General features: G+C 61.2%; 19 protein-coding genes, 2 pseudogenes and 1 riboswitch. Of the genes and pseudogenes, 9 read left to right on the forward strand and 12 right to left on the reverse strand.

Going from position 1 to position 23,483, the window contains the following annotated elements; all coding sequences use genetic code 11:
* Positions 1-50 precede the first annotated feature (50 nt).
* A complete protein-coding gene (locus PSH57_RS23885; protein WP_305416147.1) occupies positions 51-1,958 on the forward strand; it encodes an alkaline phosphatase D family protein in 1,908 nt (635 codons plus the stop codon).
* 173 nt (positions 1,959-2,131) lie between these two features.
* Here the strand turns inward: PSH57_RS23885 and PSH57_RS23890 are convergent, their stop codons facing one another.
* The 6 genes and pseudogenes from PSH57_RS23890 to PSH57_RS23915 form a co-directional block, all read right to left on the reverse strand.
* Complete coding sequence (locus tag PSH57_RS23890; protein WP_305385853.1) at positions 2,132-2,632, reverse strand: methylated-DNA--[protein]-cysteine S-methyltransferase; 501 nt, start codon at positions 2,630-2,632, stop codon at positions 2,132-2,134.
* Between the two features lie 196 nt (positions 2,633-2,828).
* Positions 2,829-5,564, reverse strand: a complete 2,736-nt coding sequence (locus tag PSH57_RS23895) for a winged helix-turn-helix domain-containing protein (RefSeq protein ID WP_305385854.1) — start codon at positions 5,562-5,564, stop codon at positions 2,829-2,831.
* A 257-nt stretch (positions 5,565-5,821) separates the two neighbouring features.
* Positions 5,822-7,186: a DUF1329 domain-containing protein gene (locus PSH57_RS23900; protein WP_305385855.1), complete on the reverse strand. Its 1,365-nt coding sequence runs from the start codon at positions 7,184-7,186 to the stop codon at positions 5,822-5,824.
* 25 nt (positions 7,187-7,211) lie between these two features.
* The gene (locus PSH57_RS23905) at positions 7,212-9,077 is read right to left on the reverse strand and encodes a DUF1302 domain-containing protein (RefSeq protein WP_305444761.1); all 1,866 of its coding nucleotides are present in this window, start codon (positions 9,075-9,077) and stop codon (positions 7,212-7,214) included.
* Positions 9,078-9,412: 335 nt separating this feature from the next.
* Positions 9,413-11,099, reverse strand: a pseudogene (locus tag PSH57_RS23910) (fatty acid--CoA ligase).
* Between the two features lie 153 nt (positions 11,100-11,252).
* Positions 11,253-11,882, reverse strand: coding sequence for a LysE family translocator (locus PSH57_RS23915; protein ID WP_305385856.1), 630 nt, complete (start codon positions 11,880-11,882; stop codon positions 11,253-11,255).
* A 204-nt stretch (positions 11,883-12,086) separates the two neighbouring features.
* Here PSH57_RS23915 and PSH57_RS23920 point away from each other — a divergent pair, with 204 nt between their 5' ends.
* The 3 genes from PSH57_RS23920 to PSH57_RS23930 all read left to right on the forward strand — a co-directional run bounded on the left by PSH57_RS23920 (position 12,087) and on the right by PSH57_RS23930 (position 14,931).
* Entirely contained in the window at positions 12,087-13,052 is a 966-nt protein-coding gene (locus PSH57_RS23920) for a 2-hydroxyacid dehydrogenase (RefSeq protein ID WP_305385857.1), read from the forward strand.
* 33 nt (positions 13,053-13,085) lie between these two features.
* On the forward strand, positions 13,086-14,084 hold the full coding sequence (locus PSH57_RS23925) for a class I SAM-dependent methyltransferase (protein ID WP_305385858.1): 999 nt from the start codon (positions 13,086-13,088) through the stop codon (positions 14,082-14,084).
* Between the two features lie 50 nt (positions 14,085-14,134).
* A riboswitch (yybP-ykoY riboswitch) is annotated at positions 14,135-14,257 on the forward strand.
* A gap of 89 nt (positions 14,258-14,346) precedes the next feature.
* Complete coding sequence (locus tag PSH57_RS23930; protein WP_305385859.1) at positions 14,347-14,931, forward strand: TMEM165/GDT1 family protein; 585 nt, start codon at positions 14,347-14,349, stop codon at positions 14,929-14,931.
* A gap of 124 nt (positions 14,932-15,055) precedes the next feature.
* Here the strand turns inward: PSH57_RS23930 and PSH57_RS23935 are convergent, their stop codons facing one another.
* Entirely contained in the window at positions 15,056-15,871 is an 816-nt protein-coding gene (locus tag PSH57_RS23935; protein ID WP_305385860.1) for a M48 family metallopeptidase, read from the reverse strand.
* Between the two features lie 1,393 nt (positions 15,872-17,264).
* Between PSH57_RS23935 and PSH57_RS29420 the strand changes: the two are divergent.
* Both PSH57_RS29420 and PSH57_RS29425 read left to right on the forward strand, forming a co-directional pair.
* Positions 17,265-17,321 (forward strand): annotated as a pseudogene (locus PSH57_RS29420) (hypothetical protein); the annotation flags it as partial.
* A gap of 201 nt (positions 17,322-17,522) precedes the next feature.
* Positions 17,523-18,227 (forward strand): methyl-accepting chemotaxis protein, encoded by a 705-nt coding sequence (locus PSH57_RS29425; protein WP_422766113.1) that lies wholly within the window; start codon positions 17,523-17,525, stop codon positions 18,225-18,227.
* A gap of 387 nt (positions 18,228-18,614) precedes the next feature.
* On the opposite strand, the gene PSH57_RS23945 is transcribed toward PSH57_RS29425, so the two are convergent.
* From PSH57_RS23945 to PSH57_RS23955, 3 genes are read right to left on the reverse strand one after another with little or no spacing between them, the layout of a single operon-like run.
* Entirely contained in the window at positions 18,615-19,238 is a 624-nt protein-coding gene (locus PSH57_RS23945; RefSeq protein WP_305385862.1) for an SOS response-associated peptidase, read from the reverse strand.
* Between the two features lie 35 nt (positions 19,239-19,273).
* A complete protein-coding gene (locus PSH57_RS23950; RefSeq protein WP_014340166.1) occupies positions 19,274-19,534 on the reverse strand; it encodes a putative signal transducing protein in 261 nt (86 codons plus the stop codon).
* Between the two features lie 12 nt (positions 19,535-19,546).
* Entirely contained in the window at positions 19,547-19,729 is a 183-nt protein-coding gene (locus PSH57_RS23955; protein WP_047229423.1) for a CPXCG motif-containing cysteine-rich protein, read from the reverse strand.
* Positions 19,730-19,868: 139 nt separating this feature from the next.
* Here PSH57_RS23955 and PSH57_RS23960 point away from each other — a divergent pair, with 139 nt between their 5' ends.
* The gene (locus tag PSH57_RS23960; RefSeq protein WP_256230927.1) at positions 19,869-21,035 is read left to right on the forward strand and encodes a 1-acyl-sn-glycerol-3-phosphate acyltransferase; all 1,167 of its coding nucleotides are present in this window, start codon (positions 19,869-19,871) and stop codon (positions 21,033-21,035) included.
* A 97-nt stretch (positions 21,036-21,132) separates the two neighbouring features.
* Here PSH57_RS23960 and PSH57_RS23965 read toward each other — a convergent pair whose 3' ends face one another.
* Positions 21,133-21,414, reverse strand: coding sequence for a hypothetical protein (locus PSH57_RS23965; protein WP_256230928.1), 282 nt, complete (start codon positions 21,412-21,414; stop codon positions 21,133-21,135).
* Between the two features lie 332 nt (positions 21,415-21,746).
* Here PSH57_RS23965 and PSH57_RS23970 point away from each other — a divergent pair, with 332 nt between their 5' ends.
* Complete coding sequence (locus PSH57_RS23970) at positions 21,747-21,953, forward strand: hypothetical protein (protein WP_305385863.1); 207 nt, start codon at positions 21,747-21,749, stop codon at positions 21,951-21,953.
* A 215-nt stretch (positions 21,954-22,168) separates the two neighbouring features.
* Here the strand turns inward: PSH57_RS23970 and PSH57_RS23975 are convergent, their stop codons facing one another.
* Positions 22,169-22,753, reverse strand: coding sequence for a YajG family lipoprotein (locus PSH57_RS23975; protein ID WP_305385864.1), 585 nt, complete (start codon positions 22,751-22,753; stop codon positions 22,169-22,171).
* A gap of 206 nt (positions 22,754-22,959) precedes the next feature.
* On the opposite strand from PSH57_RS23975, the gene PSH57_RS23980 reads away from it, so the two are divergent.
* Complete coding sequence (locus tag PSH57_RS23980) at positions 22,960-23,193, forward strand: hypothetical protein (RefSeq protein WP_305385865.1); 234 nt, start codon at positions 22,960-22,962, stop codon at positions 23,191-23,193.
* The last annotated feature ends 290 nt before the right edge of the window (positions 23,194-23,483 follow it).

The raw sequence follows: 23,483 nt of genomic DNA on the forward strand, positions 1-23,483 counted from the left end.
GCATTGCGTTATGATCCCCGGCTCCACCGGAACCAGAGCTTTACTCGCGAATGTTGCCGTCCTCCTCTGACATCTCCCCTGCCCTGCCCCCTGTCCTGGTCGGCCCGCTGTTGCGGCGGCTGGAGCCCACGCGGCTGGTGATGTGGCTGGTGGGTACACGCCCCCTCACATTGACGCTGCGTGTGGACGGTGTCGGCGATCTCCCCCTGGATGCCACACGCTGCACCGTCGTGCCCGTGGGGCAGCAGGCTTTTGTACACCTGATCGATGTACGACTGGACACCGCCCTGCCCCAGGACGTGGCGATTGACTACGACCTGCTGGTGGACGGCGCCTCCATTGCCGAATGGGCGCCCCATCTGTTGTATGGCCAGGCGCAGTGCCCGAACTTCGTACTGCATTCGCGTATCGATCAGTTGGTCCATGGCTCCTGCCGCAAACCCCACTACCCGACCAACGACGGCTTGCTCTGCGTCGACCGGCTGTTGGCACAAGCCCCGCAGCAGCGTCCGGCGCTGTTGATGATGAGCGGTGATCAGGTCTATGCCGATGACGTCGCCGGACCGATGCTGCGGGCGATTCATGGGTTGATCGAGCGGCTGGGGTTGTTCGAGGAATGCCTGGACGGCGCGGTGGTGGAAGACAGCGCCAAGCTCTATGAACACCCGGCCAGTTACTACCACCGCGCCGATTTATTACCGGCGCTGGAAAGCAACGAAACCCTGCGCGAGCGGTTTTTCGGCGGGGCCCGTAAGCCGATATTCACCAGCAGCAGCGCCGACAACCATCTAGTGACCTTCGCTGAAGTCATGGCGATGTACTTGCTGGTGTGGTCACCCGTGCCGTGGACGCTGATCGACCCGCAACCGCCGGAACTGACCGCCGAGCGGCGCCAGCGCTACGCTCTGGAACAGCAGCGCATCGATGGCTTCAAGACCGGTCTTGGGGGCGCGGCGCGGGTGTTTGCGCACCTGTCGTGCCTGATGATTTTCGACGATCACGACATCACCGATGACTGGAATTTATCGGCGCAGTGGGAAGAAACGGCCTACGGCCACCCGTTCTCCAAGCGCATCATCGGCAACGCGCTGATCGCCTACATGCTCTGCCAGGGCTGGGGCAACAACCCGGACGCGTTTGATGACGTAGTCCAGCAAACCGTGGCCCTGAGCAACACCGCCCGGGACCGCTACCTCGACAGCGGCCCGCAGGACAAATTGATCGACACGCTGCTGGGTTTCCAACAATGGCATTACGTATTGCCGACCACCCCGGCCCTGGTGGTGCTCGACACCCGCACCCGCCGCTGGCGCAGCGAGCGCAACCTCAAGCAGCCTTCGGGATTGCTCGATTGGGAAGCCCTGAGCGAACTTCAGCAGGAACTGCTGGATCACCCCTCGGCGATCATTGTTTCACCGGCGCCGATCTTCGGTGTGAAGCTGATCGAAACCGTGCAACGGGTGTTCAGTTGGTGCGGTTATCCGTTACTGGTGGACGCGGAAAACTGGATGGCTCATCGCGGTGCGGCGCAAGTGATCCTGAACATTTTCCGGCACTCGCGCACACCCGGTAATTACGTGGTGCTGTCCGGGGATGTGCATTATTCCTTCGTCTATGAGGTGTTGATCCCACACCGCAAGGGCGGCCCACGCATCTGGCAGATCACCAGCAGCGGCATCAAGAATGAGTTCCCGCCGGCGCTGCTGGAATGGTTCGATCGCCTGAACCGTTGGCTCTACTCGCCCCGCTCACCCCTGAACTGGTTCACCAAGCGCCGCAGCATGCGCATCGTTCCTCACACCCCCGAACATGCCGAAGCTGGAGAGCGGTTGTGGAACTCGGCGGGGATCGGGCAGGTGTTCTTCAATGAACTGGGGCAGCCGACGCAGATATTCCAGCACAACGCCAACGGCAAACCGCCGACGCGCATGCTGGCGCCGCAAGAGCCTTCGGCCTGAGCCGAGTGGGAGTGGGCTCGGTGGTGAGCACTCTAATGTGTGGGAGCGGGCTTGCTCGCGAAGGCGGCGGCACCTCCAATACTTGCGCAAGCTGACACTGCGCTTTCGCGAGCAAGCCCGCTCCCACAGGGTTGATGGTGTCCGTCAGCTGTCGGCCAGACCAACCAGGGCATTCAAAACACCAACTGCAGCGTCTGCTGACCTTCCAGGCTCAGGAGGAACTGTTTGGCCGCAAGGCCGCCCGCAAAGCCGGTGAGGCTGCCACCGGTGCCGATGACGCGGTGGCAGGGGGCGATGATGGAGATGGGGTTGCGGCCGTTGGCGGCGCCTACCGCCCGCACCGCCGTAGGTTGGCCGATCTGGATGGCGATGTCGCGGTAACTGCGGGTTTCACCGAACGGAATCGTCAACAGCGCCTGCCAGACCCGGACCTGGAAGTCGGTGCCGGCAAAGTCCAGCTCCAACTCGAACCGGCGGCGCTGGCCGGCGAAATACTCCATGAGCTGGCGCTCGGTTTCCTTGAGGACCGGGTGCTGGCTGTGCTCTTCCAAAGGCCCCAGGCGCACGCGGTTGAGACGCTCGTTTTCCCAGAGGATGGCCGCCAGTTTTGTATCCCGGGCAACGAGGATCAGTTGGCCCACGGGGGATGGGATGGTTTTGTACAGGGGTAACATCAGGTAATTCCTTTACTGACCTCTGACTGGCTTTTTGTGGCGAGGGGTTCATCCCCGCTGGGGTGCGCAGCAGCCCTAAAACCTGAGATATCGATGTGTCAGGCAAAAATCATGTCTTAAATTTCCAGGGGCTGCTGCGCACCCCAGCGGGGATGAATCCCCTCGCCACAGGGCCTCATGTCATGCCAGCTAGCCTCTAGCCCAACAACCCCAACACCTTCGCTCGCGCCACAGCCTGGGTGCGGCGCTCCACGCCGAGTTTGCTGTTGATATGGCTGGCGTGGGTCTTGACCGTGTGCAGCGAGATGAACAACTGCTCGCTGATTTCCTGGTTCGAACAGCCTTGGGCAATCAATTGCAGCACCGCCCGCTCACGGCTACTGAGGTTTTCTACGGGGACCGACGGTTCGGCAGTTTGCGCCGTCATCGACGGCAGGCGCTCGAGCAGGTTCTGACGCAAGGTACTGGGTGGTGCGTGCAACAGTTGCTCGCGCAGCCACTCGCGATGTTCGCCCAGTAACCATTCGAACGGCTGCAGCACGCCGCCAGCGGCGGCTTCGAGGGCTTGGGCCAGGGTAATGCGGGCTTCGGGCTCGCGACCGAGGCTCAGCAACAAGGCAACCTTCTGGTTAAGTGCCATCACACTGAGCATCTGTCGGCCGGTTTGCTGGCCGTGTTCAAGCAAGGCATTGAGCCGACCTTCGGCCAACATGGGCTGGCCCCGGATGGACTCCAGCACCGCCTGTTGCAACTCGACATGCAGCGGCAGTTGCGGGTGAAATTCCGGCGGCGCAGCGGCGCGCTCACCCGTGTAGGTCTGCCCCAGTCGCGCCAGCCAGGCTTCGGCCAGGTCCGTACGGCCCTGGGCCAGCCAGAGTTCGCATTTGACCAGGGTGATCATGGCCAGGTAGTAAATCGGCGGAACGTCCCAGATATGCATCAGGCGCTCGGCTTCGGCCAGTTCGGCAAAGGCCCGGGCGAATTCGCGAGCATGGCCTTCAACCCGCGCGATCACGCAGTGGCCGATCAACACGCTGATGTCACGGCACGCCCGCGCTTCGGTGAGGCCGGCCTGCAACCGCGCCAACCCGGCCTGGGGTTGCATGCGCAAGGTCAGCAGGAACCCCTCGTAAAGAATCAACCGCGCCCGCACGGCATACAACCGTTGCGGCGAGAGTGCGTGCAGACGTTGCAGGCCCTGGCGCACTTCATCGAGCGCCCGCAGGATCTCCCCTCGCGCTTGCAACACCCGGGCGCGGTCGTAATGGGCCAGGGCCTCGAACAACGGGTTACCGACGCGCTGCGCCAACTCCAGGGAGTCACGGTTCAAGGCCCGGGCGCGCCACAGGTCACCGTCGGCAATCGCCAGGTTCGACAGCGTGGACAGGCACATCAGACGTTGGCCGTAACGCTTTTGCGGCAGGCTCTCCAAGGCTTCGGTGCAGTAACGCACAGTGGTCTCGCGATCCCCACGGCCACGGGCAATGATCCCGCTCAGGGCCAGCCATTGGGCGAGCATGGATTTTTGCGCGGTGGCCGAAGGCGCCGGCAGGAAGCGACTCAGATGGGCGGCCAGTTCTTCAGCGGCGTCCAGCTGGCAGGCCAGCCCCAGCGCCCAGCTATACAGCACGATCAACCGCGGAGTGCTGATGAGCAGGCTGTCGGGCAAGTCCATTTTCCAGCGCAGCAACATGCCGACGTTCTGTTCGGCCAGCAATTGCTCCTCAGAGAGGTTCTGCACCAGGTTCGCCGCCACATCCAGGTGCCCGGCCCGTAGCGCCTGCTCCACGGCCTCGTCGATCAGGCCCTGGGCATTGAACCAGCGGCAGGCCCGCAGGTGCAGGGTCGCGGCCGGCACCATGGCCGGCGCACTGGGACGGCTGCGCAGCAAGTCGGAAAACAGATGGTGGTAACGGTACCAGTGGCCATGCTCGTCCAGCGGCACCAGGAACACCTGGTGGGCCGCCAGATACTCGAGGATTTCGGCGCTGTCATGGGCTTCGCGCACGGCATCACACAGTTCGCTGCAAAAACGCTCCTGGGACGCGGTGTCGTAGAGAAACGCCTGCACCTCGGCGGGCAAACAATCGATGACTTCCTCAAGCAGATAATCGCGAATCAGCCCTTCGCCGCCATGCAGAGCCTGGGGCATGCGGCCCTCAGTACCGGCCTCGGAAGCGGCCAGCAACCAGAAACGCAGCCCGGCCACCCAGCCTTCACTGCGCTGGATCAGGCTCTCCAGGGCTTCCCCGCGCAGCGAGCTGCTGTGGTGCTGCAGCAAGGTCAGGGATTCTTCATGGGTCAGGCGCAGGTCCTGCTCGTTCAGTTCGAGCAATTGGCGCGACAGACGCAGGCGCGCCAGATGCCAGTCCGGGCGCTGTCGACTGGTGACCAGCACCAGCAAACCCTCTGGCAGGTGATTAAGGAAAAATTGCAGGCAACGGTCCAGCACCGGACTTTGAGCCAAGTGGTAGTCGTCGAGCACCAGAAGCAAGGGTTTATCCGGTGACAGATGCGCGGACAGCTCATCCAGCAGGCCGTCGAGCCATTCTTCGAAAGCGAAGGGTTGGTGGCGCTGGCGCATTTTCAACAGACCCAACGCCCGGCCTCCCAACTGCGGGAAGAACGCCTGCAGCCCTTCGAGCAGCCGCTCCAGAAAGCGTCCCGGGTCGTTGTCCCGGGCACTGAGCCCCAGCCAGAGGCTTTGCCAATGAGGCGGCAGGCTCTGGCAGAACTCCACCGCCAGTGAACTTTTGCCGAACCCCGCCGGGGCGCTCACCAACAGCAACCGACCTCCAAGCCCCGCACTCAAACGCTCGCACAACCGCGGCCGCACCACATGGCCGTCAGGCAAGGGCGGGCGGTAGAAGCGCCCGTCCTGTACCGCGACGGCGGTGCGGGCAGAACCCGGGAGTGAAGACAGATCAGTCATGGCCGGCTCTTGTTGAAATGCGGGTGGCGGCGTTGCAGATGTCCGCAGACTAGCGGTAAACGAGGAGGTATTGAAGGGAGTTGCTACAAATGGCTACAAAAAGGCTACAAGCCGACCGACTTGAAAAAAAATTCAGACAGCCACCGCTCCTGTGGCGAGGGAGCTTGCTCCCTCACCACAGGGGTTTTGTGTTGGTCAAAAAAACGCCCCGAACCAGTCGGGGCGTTTTTTGAGGATGCGGCCTCGGGTGAAGCTATTTAGCGGATACCCTGCTGACGCAGTGCGTTGGGAGTGAACTCGGCGGTGCTGGCGGTGAAGCCGAAGTCGTAGGCCGATTTCTCTTCGTTCTTCATGCCCAGGGCCAGATAGCGGCCGGACTGCAGGTCGTAGAGGGTTTCCAGGGCGTACCACGGCACTTGCTTGTCGTAGTAGTTCTCGGCATGGGCCTCGGCAACGCGCCACAGTTGACCACGACCGTCGTAATGGTCGATCACCGCAGCTTGCCAGGTGTCTTCGTCGATGTAGAAGTCACGCTTGGCATAGATGTGGCGCTGGCCTTCCTTCAGGGTCGCGGTCACTTGCCAGACACGACGCAGCTCGTAGCGAGCCAGGTCCTGGTTGATATGGCCGGCCTTGATGATGTCGGCATACTTGAGCTGGGGCGAATCGATCTTGTAGCTGTTGGAGGCTATGTACAGTTCTTTCTTGCCCACCAGTTTCCAGTCATAGCGATCCGGCGCACCGTTGTACATGTCCAGGTTGTCGGAGGTACGCAGGCCGTCGGCGGCGGTGCCCGGACCGTCGTAGGACACTTGCGGCGCACGACGCACGCGACGCTGACCGGCGTTGTAGACCCACGCAGAACGCGGTTCCTTAACCTGGTCGAGGGTTTCGTGCACCAGCAGTACACCACCGGCCAGACGCGCCGGCGCGGTGACTTGCTGCTTGAAGTAGAACAGGATGTTGCCAGGGTTGGCCGGATCGAAATCCTTCATCTTGTCGCGGAACACGAACTGGTCCCTGAAGTACACCAGGCTGTAGGAGCCGTTGGGCTGCGGCGTGGCCTGGGTCACCAGGCGGGTCACGCTGCCGCCGCGATAACGGGTGATGTGGTTCCAGATCACTTCCACACCGCTCTGGGGAATCGGGAACGGCACAGCCGTCTCGAAGTTCTCCAGACCGTTACCGCCGGACACCAGCTTGGTGTTGACCGCGTTTTTCTTGATGGAGGCAAACACATCATCCGGCACGGTGGCACCGCGATGGGATGGGTAGACCGGCATCTTGAAGGATTCCGGGTAGCGCTTGAACATCGCGTACTGGCCCGGCGCAAGTTTGTCTTTGTACTGGTCGACGTTCTGCGCGGTGATGGTGAACAGCGGTTTTTCACTGGCGTACGGGTCGGAAAGGAAACCCTTGCTGTCCACGCTCCCGGCGTTCTGGGCCATGGGTTTCCAGGCCGGAATCGAACCGTCGGCATTGCCGGCCATTTCGGCGCCCATCGGCGTCAGGCTTTTGCCCAGTTTGTCGGCTTCGGCGGCAGGCACCGCCGCCATGACGCTGGCGGCCAGCAGGGATAGCCCCAAAACACCGACCTGCAACAGACTCTTTGTTATTTTCATAGTGTGTCGTCCTGAAATACTGTGCTTAGAAGGTCACGCCGACGCTGAGCGCCAGGAAATCGCGATCGTCCACGGTGCTGAAGTCGCCACCAAAGAAGTTGGTGTAGGCCAGGCTCGCGTTGTAGGTGTTCTGGTACTCGGCATCCAGTCCGAGACTGACGGCTTTGCGGCCTTCTTCGAAGTTGCCGCCCGGGCCTGGCGAGTAGCCTTTGACGTCATGGGACCAGGCCACGTTGGGCTTGAGGTTCACACCGGCGAATACGTCCGGGTATTCCCAGATGGCACGGGCACGGTAGCCCCAGGAGGTGGAGGTGGTGAAGCCATCGTTGTTGCAGTTGCTGTTCACATCGGCACTGGTCTGGCCACCACCGGCTGCGGTCGAGCCATTGAGCACGTTACAGAAACCGCTGGGCAGTTCGCCCGGACCGAACACCGGGTCGCGGCCATAACGAGCGTCGGATTTGCTTTCCAGCCCGCCCACGTAGGTCACGCCGACTTCGCCTACCAGGGTCAGGCGGCTGGCGCCCATGACCTGATCCAGGAAGTGGGTGAACGTGGTCTGGAACTGAGTGATTTCCTTACGGTTATAGCCATGCAGGTCCTGACCCGGCGAGCCAGGGAGTATCGAAGCATTGCCAAGACCGGGAAGTGGCGTCACACCGGCGAAAAGAATGTCCGTGGTGCTCAGTTGCACCGGGGCGTTCGGGCGATAGCTCAGCTCGCCGCTCCACGCCGTGCCGGTAGGCAAGGTGGTGGAGAAACTCAAACCGTAGAGACGGATGTCTTCAGGGTATTCGATGAAATAGTTCGAGTTACCCGCAACCAGCAAAGGCGCCAGCGCGGCGAACGCAGGCGGCAATCCTGCTGCCAGGTCAAAAACGGACTGCGGAGCACCGGTGGCACTGAAAATCGGCGCACGGCTGTGGTAGTTCATGAAGTAAGCACCGAACTCGGTGTCCAGCGGCTCGAACATGTACTTGAACGACACGCCCCACTGGCCACTGTCGCGAGCATCGCGATCCGCACCGCGACGCACCAGCACGCCCTCTTCGTTGACGTTGACTCCGAGCGCTTCCGCTGGACCGAGTGCGGCCGCGGGGAGCGTAGAGCGCTTGTTCAGCACTCGCAGGTTGTCGCTGCAACCATCGGCAACCACGTCCGGCTGCGAGAAGAACGTACCGCAGTTATCGACGACCGTCTGATCCCATTCCAGCTGGTAGAACGCTTCGGCCGACAGATTGTCGGTCAGGCTCTGGGACACATAGAACATGTTGACCGGGATCAGGCCTTCCTTGACCTCGGCACCTGGACGGCGGAACGCCGACACGTCGACCGGGTTGATCGAGTTGATCCCGCCCTGGATGAAGGTGCTTTCACCCCAACTGACCACCTGTTTGCCCAGGCGAACCGAACCCGGCTGATCGTCAATAGCGTAGTTGTGGTAGATGAACGCATCGAGGATCTGCCCGCCGGAAGACTTGGCGCCTTCCTTGCGGTTGCTGTCGCTGATGTCCTTGTACAGGCGATGTTCGTCCTTGAGTTCGAAGTCGTACCAGTACTTGCCGCGCACAAACACGCCGGTATCGCCGTACTTCAGTTCCAGATCGTGGATACCCTTGAAGATCTTCGAAAAGGTTTCCCCGCGCTTGAAGTTCAGGTGACCGTCGTCGGAGGTCTGGGACAGGCCCTTGCCGCCGTTGTTGACGCCGATCAGGTCTCTGTTGGCCTTGGCCGTGGACCAGCTTGCGCCTACCGACAGGGCCGAGTCGAACTGGCCCTCGATTTCACCGATGTTGAAACTGACGCCGAATGCTGGCCCGGCGAGCGAAGAGGCGAGACTGACCGCCAGAGGCAGTTTTGCCCGGCGCCAGAACGTGTTTGCTGAGGTCATCGACGCTACTCCATGTGCTTTTATTTTTATGGCAGTCAGTATTTTTCAAAAACACTTTCAACGGCTGGGAATGGCAACGTTCCGCCCCGTTCAAAGTCGCATCGCCCGTTTAGTGCGTGCGCCCCGTTCTTGAAAATCCTTAAACGGACTATAGCCAGCAGGTAGTACGGCTTGATCCCTCTAAAGTGTGATTTGCAGCCCGCGACCACTCTGGAACAGTCCTTTCGCCAGGCCGACAGATGCCGGCACGGCAAGGATGGCTGAAATTTTCGGTTTGACAAGGCAAGCGCTTGCTTGGTGGGGCTGCCGTGCCCTTTTGGACACGGCAAAAACGCTTAAAGCGTCGACAGGAAGGTGCTGTTATTGCTCTGCCATTCGGTGACGTCGATGCGGATACGCTTCTTGTCGAGCTTGCCGACGCTGGTCTTGGGAATTTCCGTAACAAGGGCGATCTGGCTCGGGATCGCCCATTTGCTCAGGTGCCCCAATTCGACGAACGGCTTGAGATGTTCCTTGAGCTCGCGAGCCCCGATCTGATGCCCTTCGCGGATGACCAGCAAGGCAAATGGGCGCTCGCCCCACTGCGGATCGGGAATACCCACCACTGCTACTTCGCGTACCGCCACGTGACGGCTGATGAGGTCTTCCAGGTCCAGGGAGGGACGAGATCCATTCACCGCCGGTCTTGATCACGTCCTTGATGCGATCGCGAATATCGATCACGCCCATGCCGTCCAGCGTCGCAACGTCGCCGGTGTGCAGCCAGCCGCCGGCCCAGAGCTCGGCGCCCTTTTGCGGTTCGTTGAAATAACCCTCGGTGAGCCACGGTGCGCGCAGCACCAGCTCGCCCTGGGTCTCGCCGTCAGCAGGCAGGAAACGCCCCTCGGTGTCGACAATCGCCGCCTCGACCAGCGGCCCCGGTACGCCGGCCTTGATCCGGTAAGTGATGCGTTCGTCTTCGCTGCCGGCCATCAGTTCGTCGTTGAGGTGGGCGCAGGACACCAGCGGGCCGGTTTCGGACATGCCATAGGCGGCGGTGAGCTGGATGCCCCGGGCCTTGGCCGCTTCATACAAACTGCGGTTCAGGGCACTGCCGCCGATGACGATTTTCCAGCCAGCGAAATCGGTGTCCTGGGCGCCCTTGGCATTGAGGACCATTTGCAGGATGGTCGGCACGCAGTGGGAAAAGGTGACTTTCTCCTTGCGCCACAACTGGATCAGGAACTCGGGGTCGTAACGACCGGGGTAGACCTGCTTGAGCCCGAGCATGGTTGCCACGTACGGCAGACCCCAGGCATGGACATGGAACATCGGCGTAATCGGCATGTACACGTCGTTGGTGCCCAGCAGCCGCACGCTGTCGATGGCGCCCATGATGGTCGACACGCCCATGGTGTGCAGCACCAGTTGCCGATGGGTGAAATACACGCCCTTCGGGTTGCCGGTGGTGCCGGTGGTATAGAACGTGGTGGCGACCGAATTTTCGTCGAAATCCTGGAAGTCGTAGGCGGGGCTGGCGGCGGCGAGCAGTTGTTCGTATTCGCCCACCAGGTTCGGCAGGTCGGCGGTTTTTTCAGGCAGGTCGGTCAGCAGGAGGGTTTTTTCTACGGTCGTCAAATGCCCGGCAATCGCCTGGTACAAACCGACGAACTCGCTGTTGACCAGCACGAAGCGGTCTTGCGCGTGGTTCATGGTGTAGAGGATCTGCTCCGGTGACAGGCGCACGTTGATGGTGTGGATCACCGCGCCGATCATCGGGATCGCAAACATGCATTCCAGATAACGATGGCTGTCCCAGTCCATCACCGCCACGGTGTCACCGGCCTTGACCCCGGCCTCGGTCAGCACATTGGCCAACCGCGCGACGCGTTCGATCAGGGTCGGATAGCTATAGCGCAGCTGGTCGCGGTAAATGATCTCGCGGGTTTTCTCGTAACGCGCACCGGACATCAGCAGCCGCTTGATCAGCAGCGGGTATTGATAAGCGCCTTCGGCTGGAGGAATAACGCGAGTCTGCAACATAAGAGTCCCTTTTCTGACTGCACGGTCTTGGCTGGAAGCAAGCACTTTAGAACCCTTATGTTTCAATCAAATCAGCCAAAGGAATGATTTGATCGGCCCGCAAATACTAGCCTTGAGCCATATATCCTCGCCTGCAGTCAGGAGCCGGGGCGATCAACGCATCTCGGTAAACGCCAACTTGATGCCAATGGCGACGAGTACCGCGCCCATGGTCCGGTCGAACCAGTGGCCCATGCGGGCAAACCCGGCGCGCACTCGCTGCTGGCTGAACAGCATGGCCACCAGGCAGAACCACACTGCCGTCGCCACCGCCAGGTACACGCCGTAGCCGGCCTGGATTGCCAGGGGCGTATGAGGGTTGATCACCACGGTGAACAGCGACAGGAAAAACAGCGTCGCCTTGGGGTTCAGGCCATTGGTGACGAAGCCCGAAGTGAACGCGCCACGGGCGGTACGTTCGCCGGCCTCTTTGTGCAGGTTGTCCGCCGTCGGCTTGACCGGTTGCGCCCGCAGCGCCTTGAAGCCGATGTACAGCAGGTAGGCGGCGGCGGCCCATTTCAGCGCGTTGAACAGCACGATCGATTGCGACACGATCAGGCCAATGCCCAGCAGCGAATAACCCACATGCAGGAAAATCGCCGTGCCCACGCCCAGCGCTGTCCAGGTTCCGGCGCGGCGGCCATGGGTCACGCTCTCGCGCACCACCACGGCAAAATCCGGCCCGGGGCTGGCCACGGCCAACAGGTGGATCAGGGCGACGGTGAGGAATTCGGTGAGGTACATGGGGGCTCCTTGGCTAGCTCAATCTCAAAACAAACATCAACTGTGTAGTGAGGGGGCTGTGTGGGAGCAAAGCTTGCTCGCGAAACAGGCGACTCGATTCCTGGAAGACCGCATCGTCGGTGTCGCGAGCAAGCTTTGCTCCCACAGACATCTGATAGGCTCGCCACATTACGCCTTCGATTCCTGAGATAAAAGGTACAGCTGATGACGAACAACGGCCGCGCAGTTTTCCTCGATCACCCTTCCCTGGACCTCGGCGACCTGGACCTGGGACCGCTGCGCAACTGCTTCAGCGAACTGCAACTGTTCGCCCGTACGACCCGGGATGAAGTGAGCGAGCGGCTCAAAGGTGCCACGGTGGCGATCACTAACAAGGTCGTGATTGATGCGACTGCCATGGCCGCCAACCCCGAACTGAAGCTGATCCTGATCAGCGCCACCGGCACCAATAACGTCGACCTGGACGCCGCTCGTCAACACGGCATCACAGTGTGCAATTGTCAGGGCTATGGCACGCCATCGGTGGCACAGCACACGATCATGCTGCTATTGAATCTGGCGACACGCCTGGGTGATTACCAAAAAGCGGTGGGCGAAGGTCGCTGGCAACAGGCTTCGCAGTTCTGCCTGCTGGACTATCCCATTGTCGAACTGGAAGGCAAAACCCTCGGACTGCTGGGTCATGGTGAACTGGGCAGCGCCGTCGGGCGACTGGCCGAAGCCTTTGGCATGCGCGTGCTGCTGGGACAGATTCCCGGACGCCCTGCCCGCCCCAACCGCTTGCCATTGGATCAACTGTTACCGCAAATCGACGCGCTGACCCTGCACTGTCCACTCAACGAACATACCCGCCACTTCATCGGTGCCCCGCAACTGGCGCAGCTTAAACCCGGCGCCTTTGTGCTCAACACCGCCCGTGGCGGCCTGATTGACGAACAGGCCCTGGCCGATGCCTTGCGCAGCGGCCATTTGGGCGGCGCGGCCACCGATGTGCTGAGCGTGGAGCCACCGACCCAGGGCAATCCGCTGCTGGCCGCCGACATTCCTCGCCTGATCGTCACGCCCCACAACGCCTGGGGCAGCCGCGAGGCGCGGCAGCGGATCGTCGGTCAACTGACGGAAAACGCCCAAGGCTTTTTCAGCGGTACAGCGCAGCGAGTCGTCAGTTGATAAACTGCCGCACTTTTTTTCAAGGAGCAGACCATGGATCCGCGCAGTGAAGTACTGCTTCGTCAGGCCGAGTTATTCCAGGGTTCAGTCCTGCTGGCCGGCCTGCCCGCCGACGATCTGCTCGGCCGCTTGCCCCAAGCCCATGGCTGGTGCTGGCACGCCGGTGATCAAGCCGCGCTGGAGGCCCGTTTTCCCGAGCGCAGCCACTTTGGCGTGAACGTGCCGGCCCGTGAGTTCGACACCGCCGTGGTGTTCCTGCCCAAGGCCAAGGACCTGACCGACTACATCCTCAACGCCGTGGCCTCGCGCCTGGCCGGTCGCGAGGTGTATCTGGTGGGGGAAAAGCGCAGTGGCATCGAAGGCGCGTCCAAGCAGCTCAATGCCTTCGGCAAGCCGCGCAAGCTCGACAGCGCGCGCCATTGCCAGTTGTGGCAAGTCACCGTGGCCGATGCGCCCGAAGCCAAGCCTTTGGAAAGCCTGGCCCAGACCTACGAGTTGCCCCTGGCCGAAGGCGCGCTGACGGTCATCAGCCTGCCGGGGGTATTCAGTCACGGTCGCCTGGACCGCGGCAGCGCGCTGTTGCTCGAACACCTGGATAAACTGCCCAGCGGCCACTTGCTGGACTTCGGTTGCGGCGCCGGTGTGCTGGGGGCAGCAGTCAAGCGTCGCTATCCGCACAACACGGTCACGCTGCTGGACGTGGATGCCTTCGCCGCCGCCAGCAGCCGCCTGACCCTGGCCGCCAATGGCCTGGAGGCCGAGGTGCTGACCGGCGACGGTATCGATGCCGCGCCGATGGGATTAAGCGCGATTCTGAGCAACCCGCCGTTCCATGTCGGCGTGCACACCGACTACCTCACCACGGAAAACCTGCTGCGAAAAGCGGCAAAACATCTGAAAAACGGCGGCGAACTGCGCTTGGTAGCGAACAGTTTCCTCAAATACCAGCCGCTGATCGAAGAGCATCTGGGCGTGTGCGCGATCAAGGCCGAAGGCCAGGGTTTTCGCATCTACCGGGCCAAGCGCGGCTGAAGCAATTTTAAGAAACAGCACTTGCCCAATCGGATTTGCCTAGGCAGAATCCGCTCCGTCCTAGGGGAGTAGTCTCCCGCGAGCGCCATGCTCGCCCGGCATACGTCAACATACTTGGTCAGCAGACCATGGCGTATGCGGCCCAAGCGTCCACGCAGATGGTCGCTGGGTTTGACAAGACCTATGACACGCACACCTTACCCGGGGCGGGAAGGCTGTACGTGTCATAGCCGTGTCGACCCGCCCCTCTAGGAATCACCTGATGCTGGACTCTTTCCTCGTACCTACCGCTATCGTTGCGCTGGCCGAAATCGGCGACAAGACGCAATTGCTCGCGCTTATTCTCGCGGCTCGCTTTCGCAAACCCTGGCCGATCATTGCCGGCATCGTTGCCGCAACCTTGGCCAACCATGCGGCGGCCGGAGCAGTGGGAGCCTGGGTCGGTAGTATTTTCTCGGACGCGATCCTGCACTGGATCCTGGCGGTGAGCTTTGCCGCTACGGCACTGTGGACGCTGGTGCCGGACAAACTGGACGATGACGAAGCCAGTACGGCCCGCAAGTTCGGGCCTTTCCTGACCACCCTGATCGCGTTCTTCCTGGCGGAAATCGGCGACAAGACACAGATCGCCACGGTGATGCTCGCCGCGCAATACCCGGAACTGTGGCTGGTGATCATCGGCACCACCGTGGGCATGTTGATTGCCAACGTGCCGGTGGTATTGGCCGGTAACTTCGCCGCTGAAAAGCTCCCCCTGACGCTGATCCGCCGACTGGCCGCCTCGGCATTTTTTGTCCTGGCAGCCGTGGCGGTCTATAAGGCGATGCAGAGCAGTGGCTGGGTTTGATCCTGTGCCGCACCTTGCAGAGGACCACTGTGGGAGCATAGCTTGCTCGCGATAAACGATGACGCGGTCTGATTGAAGTCTGCGTCGCCTCTGTCGCGAGCAAGCTTTGCTCCCACAACGATGGTTACTTGCGGGCCTGCTGATAAAGCGGCATTACCTTCGGAATCGCCGCCTGCAGCGACGCGATCCGGCTGCTGGACGACGGGTGGGTGCTCATGAACTCCGGTGGCGCGCCTTCCGAAGCCTTGCTCATCTTGTTCCACAAGGTGATCGCAGCATTCGGGTCGTAACCGGCGCGAGCGGCCAGTTCCAGACCGATCAGGTCGGCTTCGTTCTCATTGCCGCGGCTGTTGGGCAGGGTCATGCCGTAGTTGGCCACGGTATCGGCCAGTGCCAGGCTGTCCTGGCCCAGGCCGAACAACGCACCGGCGCCCTGCTTGGCCATTTCGATGCCATAGGCCTTGGACATCGCTTCGCGGCCGTGCTCGCGCAAGGCGTGAGCGATTTCATGGCCGATGATCGCGGCAATTTCATCGTCAGTGAGCTTGAGCTTGTTGATCAACCCGGTATAGAAAATGATTTTGCCGCCGGGGCCGCAACTGGCGTTGAGCTCATCGCTTTTGATCAGGTTCACTTCCCAGTTCCATTGCGCCGAATCCGGACGGAACACGGGTGCCTGAGCAATCAGCCGACTGGAAATGGCCTGGACGCGCTTGGCATCGCTACTCGTCTTGTCCAATACACCCTTGGCGCTCGCTTCGCCCATGGTCTTTTGGTAGGACTGGGCATACATCTGATTGACCTGGTCGGTGGACAGCATGCTGAACATGTATTGCTTGCGTTCCACGCCCACGGCTCCGCCGCTGGTGGTGTTGACCGACTGGCAACCGGCAAGCAGCAGACCCGCGCTCAGTGCACTCACCATCAATATCTTGTTCATGTAAGAAGCTCCCTGGAAACGTGGGCGTATCCTAGGCGCTGATTTGTATCAGCGCCAGATACATAGCGTGGGACTACAGCTTTTTCAGACAGACCCTACTCCAGTCCATTTACGACACCCATAAAGCCAAAACAGTCATCCGACGAATAGCGCCTCATGCCGAGCTGAAGAAACGCCGATACAAGCTTCAGACGTCATTCCCGCGTCCGGAGCCCTTATGAAATTCAAATCGATCCAGTTTTCCGTGGCCGCGCTGGCCGGCACCATCATCCTCATTGTGGTCGGTGCCCTGGTGCTGTACGCGCTGTTTGCCGGTGCCCGCACCCAGGAAATGGTGCAACAGCGGACCAAGGCGCAGTTCGAGCATCTGATCGAACAACGCCTCGACGCGCTGGCCCGCACCCAGGCCAGTCTGATCCAGCGGGAACTGGAGGCGCCGCTACTGCTTGCCCGGGGCCTTGCGACTACCAACGCCTTGATGGGCATGAATGGCACGGACGGCAACGCGCAACTGAAGGTGCCCCGCGAGCAGATGATCAGCCTGCTGCGCGAAACGGTGGTGCGTAACCCGAAGATTCTCGGCGCCTACATCGCCTGGGAACCGAATGCCATTGACCACGACGACGCCAATTACGTGAACAGCCCGGTGCTGGGCATGGAAACCGACGGGCGCTTCCTGCCCTGGTGGTTTCGCAACCAGGACGGCACCCTGGGTCTGGAAAAGCTCGCCGATGTGACGGACCAGAAACTGCTGTCCACCGGCATTCGTGCCAGTGAGTATTACCTGTGTTCCCGGGACAGCAAGAAAGCCTGCGTGATCGACCCGGCGCCCTATCGCGTGGGCGATACCATGACCATGCTCGCCTCGTTCATCGAGCCGATCATGGTCGATGGCAAGTTCCAGGGCATCGTCGGCGCCGACCTGTCGGTGAACTTCATCCAGGACATGCTCGTCGCCGCCGACCGCAAGTTGTATGAGGGCGCCGGGGAAATGGCCTTGCTCTCCAGCAACAACCGCTTGGTGGCCTTCACAAAGGACCCGTCCAAACTGGGAGAGAAGGCCAGCGACCTGCTGGACGCCAATGAACTGGACAATCTGTCCAAGCTCAGCGTCGGCCAGGTGCGTTACGACGTCGATGAAACCCATGGGCATATCGAGGTGTACATGCCGTTCGGCATCGGTGAAACCGAGGCCCGCTGGACGCTGATGCTGCAACTGCCACTGGATGCGGTGATGGCCGAACTGCAAGCGTTGCAGAAAGACCTGGACGCGCAGCGCCAGACCGACATCTTCGGCATGACCATGGTGGGCCTGCTGATTGCAGGCATCGGCTTGCTGGTGATCTGGCTGGTGGGCCACGGCATTGCCCGGCCGCTCAAGCAAATGGTGGCGATGCTCGATGACATTGCCCAAGGCGAAGGCGACCTGACCCGTCGCCTGGTGAGCGACCGCGCTGATGAACTGGGTGCGATCGCCAAGGGCTTCAATACCTTCCTGAGCAAGTTGCAAGGAATGATCACCCAAGTCGTCACCTCGGTGCAGAGCGTCAGCGATTCCTCGGAGCACACGGCCGACATCGCCATCCGCACCAATCAGGGCGTACACAAGCAATTGGTGGAGATCGATCAGGTTGCCACCGCCGTACACGAGATGACCGCCACCGCCCAGGACGTAGCCCGCAACGCGACCCAGGCTGCCCAAGCCGCCGGCCACGCAGATCAGGCCGCCAGCCAGGGCATGCAGATCGTGCGGGACACGTCCACCTCCATCGGCGCCCTGGCGGTGGAAATTGGCAAGGCCGTGGGCGTGGTGCAAGCTCTGGCCAAGGACAGCGAGAATATTAATGCGATTCTCACCGCCATCCGCGGGATCGCCGAGCAGACCAACCTGCTGGCCCTCAACGCGGCCATCGAAGCGGCTCGCGCCGGTGAGCAAGGGCGCGGGTTTGCGGTGGTAGCCGATGAGGTGCGCAACCTGGCGCAGAAAACGCAGCAGGCCACTGAAGAAATCCAGACGATGATCCAACAGTTGCAGCAAGGCACCCGGGACGTGGTGCGGGTGATGGAAGACAGCCAGCACCGCACTGACGAAAGCGTGCAACACGCGGCAAAAGCGGCCCAGGCCCTGGAGACCATCACCCAGGCCGTGTCGGTGATCAACGACATGAACACCCAGATCGCCAGCGCCGCCGAGGAACAAAGCGCCGTGGCCGATGACATCAACCGTAACGTGATCAACATCGGGCAAGTGGCAAACGAAGTGGCCGGTGGCGCGGACGAGTCCAGCGCGGCCAGTGCGGATCTGACCAAACTGGCGGAGCAGCAGCGGCGGTTGATCAATCAGTTCAAGGTTTGATCCAAGGGCCCCATCGCGAGCAGGCTCGCTCCCACACGGGTTTAGTGGTGAACACAACTTCTGTGTATACCCCAGCCCAATGTGTGGGGTTGCTCGCGATGAGGGCGTGTCAGGCAATACTACTTTGTCTGATAGACCGCTTTCGCGAGCAAGCCCGCTCCCACACGGGTTTAGTGGTGAACACAACTTCTGTGTATACCCCAGCCCAATGTGTGGGGTTGCTCGCGATGAGGGCGTGTCAGGCAATACTACTTTGTCTGATAGACCGCTTTCGCGAGCAAGCCCGCTCCCACACGGGTTTAGTGGTGAACACAACTTCTGTGTATACCCCAGCCCAATGTGGGAGCGAGCCTGCTCGCGATGAGGCCGGCACAGGCGCCTCAACACTCAAGCCGGGGTCAGGCACTCCGGCCCGTTGAGCTTAGGATCATTGACCATGTTGGCCAGTACCCGCTCGCGCAGTTGCGCCGGTTCACTGGCCAGCAAACCTTGCAGGGTATGCAACGGCGTCTCGGGATCGAGCCACAGGCGCTGGCCCTCTTCATCCAGAATCAACGGCCGGCGCTGCCCCGCCGCCGGCTGGGTGATGACCGCGGTGCTCAGCCACACCTGCTCCTGCACTGGATAAGCTTCCCAAATCGCAGCGAAAAACAACGACGAGCCCTCCCCCGGCGTCAGCCAGTACGGACGCTTGCGCGTGCCGCCGCGCCATTCATAGAAGCCGTTGGCCGGCAGCAGGCAACGGCGCAGGCGCAGGGCTTCACGGAACATGGGTTGTTCGGCCACGGTTTCGGCCCGGGCGTGGGCAGGCGTACGGGACAGATCAGTCAGCCACGGCGGCGTGAGGCCCCAGCGGGCCCGGGCCAGTTCGCGCTGCCCCTCAGCACCGGCGCGTAGCATCAACACCGAATCGTTGGGCGAAATATTCCATTGGGCCTTCTGGTCGGCGGGGAAGCCGGACAAGGCCGCAAAGGCGGGGTTCCAGCGAAACAGGGCATAACGTCCACACATGGGGCAACACGACTCTTGATCAAACGGTCGTCAGCCTAACAGACCAATGTGCCGGGGTAACTGTCCGGCTCATCGCCGGGCAATGGCAGCGCGGCATTGTAGGCGGCGATCAGCTCCCGGGCGTATTGCGCCTGGTCGTCCTCCACCGCCAGCCCCAGCAGGCCGTACATCGGCAACTCGCCGGCACCGCCCACCAGATCCCGGCCCACCAGGTGCGCCGTGATGCCTTCGCTGGCGAGCATGCCCTGGAGCAGTTCACCTTCCATCAGGTTTTCCAGCTCGTAGATTCGCTGCATGGACATCCCCCATCATTCGTTTTCACTGAAGACTTCCAGATGCCATTCTTCATCGTGGACCTGCAGGACAAATGTTATCGGTCGGCAACAGACCTGACAGTCCTCGATATAGGTCTGATCGCCGCCGGACAGGTCCACCAACGTTTCCACTTCCTCACCACAATACGGACATTCATACGGAGCGGTTTCCAGCATCGCGGTCTCCCAGGTGACTTGTGCGTATAATCGCCGGTCTGTTTGCAGGGCTATTTTTGTCTGGCTTATCTTCCAGACCGTGCCTTGTCGGTTTTTCGATCGAACCTTTACTTACCCTAGCCGTTTCCTACAAGAGAGCATGATGGGCGAATTCGATGCCATCCGACCTTACGACGACAGCGAAGTCCCAGCGGTGCTGGCGCGGCTGCTCGGCGACAAGGCGTTTCTAGATATCCTCACCCACTTCCGCTTCCCACGCCTGGCCGGGGCTTTCGGCTGGATGCTCAAGCCTCTTATAGCGCAAAGGTTGCGTCGTGAGTTTGCCGGCGTGACATCGGTCGCCACATTGCAGGACAAAGTGGAGTTCTATGTCGACCACACGATCGAGCGCGCCACCGATGGCGTGACCTACACCGGGGTGGAGCAATTCAAATCCGGCAGCGCGTACCTGTTCATCGCCAACCACCGCGACATCGTGATGGATCCGGCCTTCGTCAACTACGCCGTGTACCACGCCGGCTTGCCGACGCCACGCATCGCCATTGGCGACAATCTGTTGCAGAAGCCCTTTGTCAGTGACCTGATGCGCCTGAACAAAAGCTTCATCGTGCACCGCTCCATCACTGGGCGACGGGAAAAAATGGCCGCGTACCAGTTGCTCTCGGCGTACATCAATCACTCGATCCGCAACGACTGCGCTTCGATCTGGATTGCCCAGGCCGAGGGCCGGGCCAAGGACGGTGACGACCGTACCGAATCGGCGATCCTCAAGATGTTCCACATGAGCCGCAAGGACGAACCGTTCGGCGAGGTCATCCAGTCGCTGAACCTCACACCAGTGTCCATCAGCTACGAATACGACCCGTGCGACCAGGCCAAGGCCCGTGAGCTGTACATCCGCGCCACCACCGGCACCTACACCAAGGTACCGGGCGAGGACGACGTGAGCATCGCCAAGGGCATAACCGGCTACAAGGGCCGGGTCCACGTGAACTTCGCCGCGCCGATCACCGAGCTGTTCGAGGACACCAAGCAACTGGCCCAGGAAATGGACCGGCAGATTCTCGGCGGCTACCGCCTGTTCCCGGTGCATTACCTGGCTTACGCCCAATGGGCCGACGCCGACCCGCAGTTGCAGGTGCCGACAGCGGCCCAGGTATTCGGCGCCGACGAACTGGCCAAGGCCCAGGAAGAATGGCAACGCCGGCTGGACGCTTGCCCGCCTGAGCACCGGCCGTTCCTGGTGCTGCAATATGCGACGCCGGTGCGCAATCAGTATCGGGTCAAGGCGGGATTGGCGCTTTAAACGGCGCCTGTCAAAAAGATCGCAGCCTTCGGCAGCGCCTACAGGATGAATATCGATCCATGTGGAGCTGCCGAAGGCGGCGATCTTTTTTTAGCCATCAGAACTGTGTGCTGACCCACGACACCAGCAGTGCCAGTCCCAGGCAGGCAAAACCGAAACGGTAGAAAAACCGGTTCATGCGCTGGGTCGCCAGGTCCAGCAAGGCTTCGAATCGCTCCTCACCGTCGCCTTTGCGCGCCTCAAGACAGGCACGCGCCCGCTGTTCACGGCGGCGCGTGGCATGCAGCACCCAGCCGCCCGGACAGGCAAACAACAATGCGAGCAGGTTGATCAGTTTGGCGGGGTGAGCAGCGAACAACGAAAACAAATGCAGCGACATCACAAACCTCAAGCAATAGACGGACAGGACGCGCCCGAAACCTACGAACGGTGTGAATTCTACCGAAAGCTCCCTCGCCTACTGCACTTTTTCCGACCAATAACGATCAATTGGGACGATGGCGCGCAGACTTTGTGGCGAGGGGATTTATCCCCGCTCGAGTGCTCAGAGCTCGCAAACGCTTAAGCAAGACAGACGTCCCAGGGGCCGCTTCGCGACCCAGCGGGGATAAATCCCCTCGCCACAGGTTCAATCCTGCTAATTCCAGTCGTCACGGTTTCGTCATCTGGATAGGCCACCCTGTCGCCCTTCAAACCCGCCCGGAACCCGCCATGCTCCACGCCGAAAACCAGGACCGTCTCTATCTCATCAGCCCGAGCGACGAGCAACAGAACCTCGTCGGCAGCCTGTCTTTCAACGTGCAGGACCGGCATTGGCTGGTGTATTGCGCCCTCGGCGGCCATCAACACGCCGACCTGCCCGAGGCAGACCTGCTGACCGGAATCAGTGTGCTGGAGTTGTATTCAGAGGCTGCATGAAGGTTTCACTCTGTGGGAGCAAGGCTTGCCCGCGATGAGGACGGCACCTTCGATAATGCGGTGAAGCACAGATCGCTATCGCGGGCAAGCCTTGCTCCCACAGGTCTTGTTCCCACAGGTCTTGCTTTCACAAGTTTTGCTTTCACAGGTCTTGCTTTCACACATCTGATCGCAACCACTGGGCCATTGCAGCCCAGGGTCATGTGGTCGATACCTTACTCAGCCAGCACCTGACCGATGCTCGGGTCCTTGAACAGACGTGTCAGAGCGTCACTCAACACGTCGCTGACCAGCTTGGTGTTGGTGTCCTGGTTAGGCGCCATACCGAAGCGCTGGTCCAACGAAGCACCATAACGACCGCTGTAGCGGCGATTGGCGTTCTGCACCTCGGAACGGAAGGTCGCGCCGATGGTGGCTTCGGTCACATACATGCCTTCCTTGGGCGACTGGTACTTGAGCTCGGCCAGGGTGACGGTCAGTTGCGGTGCATTCATCGCGTTGGCGGTGGGGGTGAAGCCCAGCAAACGCACCGCCGCTTCGGCCTGGGCCTGCAGCTTGGGCAGGATCTGCGCGCCCTGCACCGTGATCACGCTGGTTTCCGGGTACAGGCCACCGCGGGTGCCGAGGGTCGGTGACGGACGACCGTCCACTACCCGCACCACCACCGGCTGACCGCGCCCTACAGGCGCCAGCTGGGCGTTGAGCTTGGGCTCCGGGTTAAGTTGTTGCGGGCTGTGGGCGCAGCCGACGAGGGCCAGACTGGTCACAGCGATCAAACCGAACAACAGGCGTTGCAACATGCTCTTCTCTCCAGAATCGGGCACAAAACAGGCCCGCAGTATAGCGGTGCGCCATGGCGGTGAACTAGCGCTGCACGATGAATACTCAAATGCCTGACACGGCGTGGGAAAACCGGCTCGTGTCATGGCATTGTCATGATCCTTACACCGGTGTGTCATGGCCCCCTGTCAGCCTTGTCACAAGCTCTCCGACACGGTGTCCGACCATGCGTTTTCTCATTTCCCTGTTCACCCCGCGCCCACAGCACCGCTGCTTCGCCCTGCTGGACCGCGACGGCCGTTGCCAGGCCTTCAAGCAATGCAGCCTGCAGCCCATGGGCGAAGGTTGGGTGGAAATCGAAGAGATCCGTCTGAACTGGCTGCACCAGCCATTGCCCGCCAGCGCCCGCGTGCGAACCCTTGGCACTCGCCCACGCAACCGTCAACTGTTGGCCGTCTGACCGGAAGGCTAATAAAAGTCATTAAACACGACCATTTCCCTGCGTTTCTTCGATACAATCTGCCCCCGATTATAAGGACGTCTCCTGATCGGGCCTCGCAACACCGCTAATGCACTGGTATTGGCACCTCGCACCGCCCACAGAGAGCCGCCCACACAGATCGAGTGAAGCTGGCGCGCTTGCTGTTCTTCAAGCAAATCACCGCTTTTCGCGAATCTGCAGAGCTGTCATTACGCTCGGTCACTGAGCTGTCTGCCCGTTTTGCCTGTCATGTATTACATGGGGGCAAA

This window comes from Pseudomonas hefeiensis, assembly GCF_030687835.1.
In the GTDB taxonomy this organism is placed as follows: domain Bacteria; phylum Pseudomonadota; class Gammaproteobacteria; order Pseudomonadales; family Pseudomonadaceae; genus Aquipseudomonas; species Aquipseudomonas hefeiensis.

Bases quoted from the DNA above. Each gene is read 5' to 3' on its own strand.
- PSH57_RS23900 (WP_305385855.1), bottom strand. From the start codon at position 7,186: ATGAAAATAACAAAGAGTCTGTTGCAGGTCGGTGTTTTGGGGCTATCC.
- PSH57_RS23945 (WP_305385862.1), bottom strand. From the start codon at position 19,238: ATGTGTGGACGTTATGCCCTGTTTCGCTGGAACCCCGCCTTTGCGGCC.
- PSH57_RS23950 (WP_014340166.1), bottom strand. From the start codon at position 19,534: ATGCAGCGAATCTACGAGCTGGAAAACCTGATGGAAGGTGAACTGCTC.
- PSH57_RS23935 (WP_305385860.1), bottom strand. From the start codon at position 15,871: ATGAACAAGATATTGATGGTGAGTGCACTGAGCGCGGGTCTGCTGCTT.
- PSH57_RS23965 (WP_256230928.1), bottom strand. From the start codon at position 21,414: ATGTCGCTGCATTTGTTTTCGTTGTTCGCTGCTCACCCCGCCAAACTG.
- PSH57_RS29425 (WP_422766113.1), top strand. From the start codon at position 17,523: ATGACCGCCACCGCCCAGGACGTAGCCCGCAACGCGACCCAGGCTGCC.
- PSH57_RS23915 (WP_305385856.1), bottom strand. From the start codon at position 11,882: ATGTACCTCACCGAATTCCTCACCGTCGCCCTGATCCACCTGTTGGCC.
- PSH57_RS23975 (WP_305385864.1), bottom strand. From the start codon at position 22,753: ATGTTGCAACGCCTGTTGTTCGGTTTGATCGCTGTGACCAGTCTGGCC.
- PSH57_RS23970 (WP_305385863.1), top strand. From the start codon at position 21,747: ATGCTCCACGCCGAAAACCAGGACCGTCTCTATCTCATCAGCCCGAGC.
- PSH57_RS23890 (WP_305385853.1), bottom strand. From the start codon at position 2,632: ATGTTACCCCTGTACAAAACCATCCCATCCCCCGTGGGCCAACTGATC.
- PSH57_RS23905 (WP_305444761.1), bottom strand. From the start codon at position 9,077: ATGACCTCAGCAAACACGTTCTGGCGCCGGGCAAAACTGCCTCTGGCG.
- PSH57_RS23960 (WP_256230927.1), top strand. From the start codon at position 19,869: ATGATGGGCGAATTCGATGCCATCCGACCTTACGACGACAGCGAAGTC.
- PSH57_RS23930 (WP_305385859.1), top strand. From the start codon at position 14,347: ATGCTGGACTCTTTCCTCGTACCTACCGCTATCGTTGCGCTGGCCGAA.
- PSH57_RS23955 (WP_047229423.1), bottom strand. From the start codon at position 19,729: ATGCTGGAAACCGCTCCGTATGAATGTCCGTATTGTGGTGAGGAAGTG.
- PSH57_RS23895 (WP_305385854.1), bottom strand. From the start codon at position 5,564: ATGACTGATCTGTCTTCACTCCCGGGTTCTGCCCGCACCGCCGTCGCG.
- PSH57_RS23925 (WP_305385858.1), top strand. From the start codon at position 13,086: ATGGATCCGCGCAGTGAAGTACTGCTTCGTCAGGCCGAGTTATTCCAG.
- PSH57_RS23885 (WP_305416147.1), top strand. From the start codon at position 51: ATGTTGCCGTCCTCCTCTGACATCTCCCCTGCCCTGCCCCCTGTCCTG.
- PSH57_RS23980 (WP_305385865.1), top strand. From the start codon at position 22,960: ATGCGTTTTCTCATTTCCCTGTTCACCCCGCGCCCACAGCACCGCTGC.
- PSH57_RS23920 (WP_305385857.1), top strand. From the start codon at position 12,087: ATGACGAACAACGGCCGCGCAGTTTTCCTCGATCACCCTTCCCTGGAC.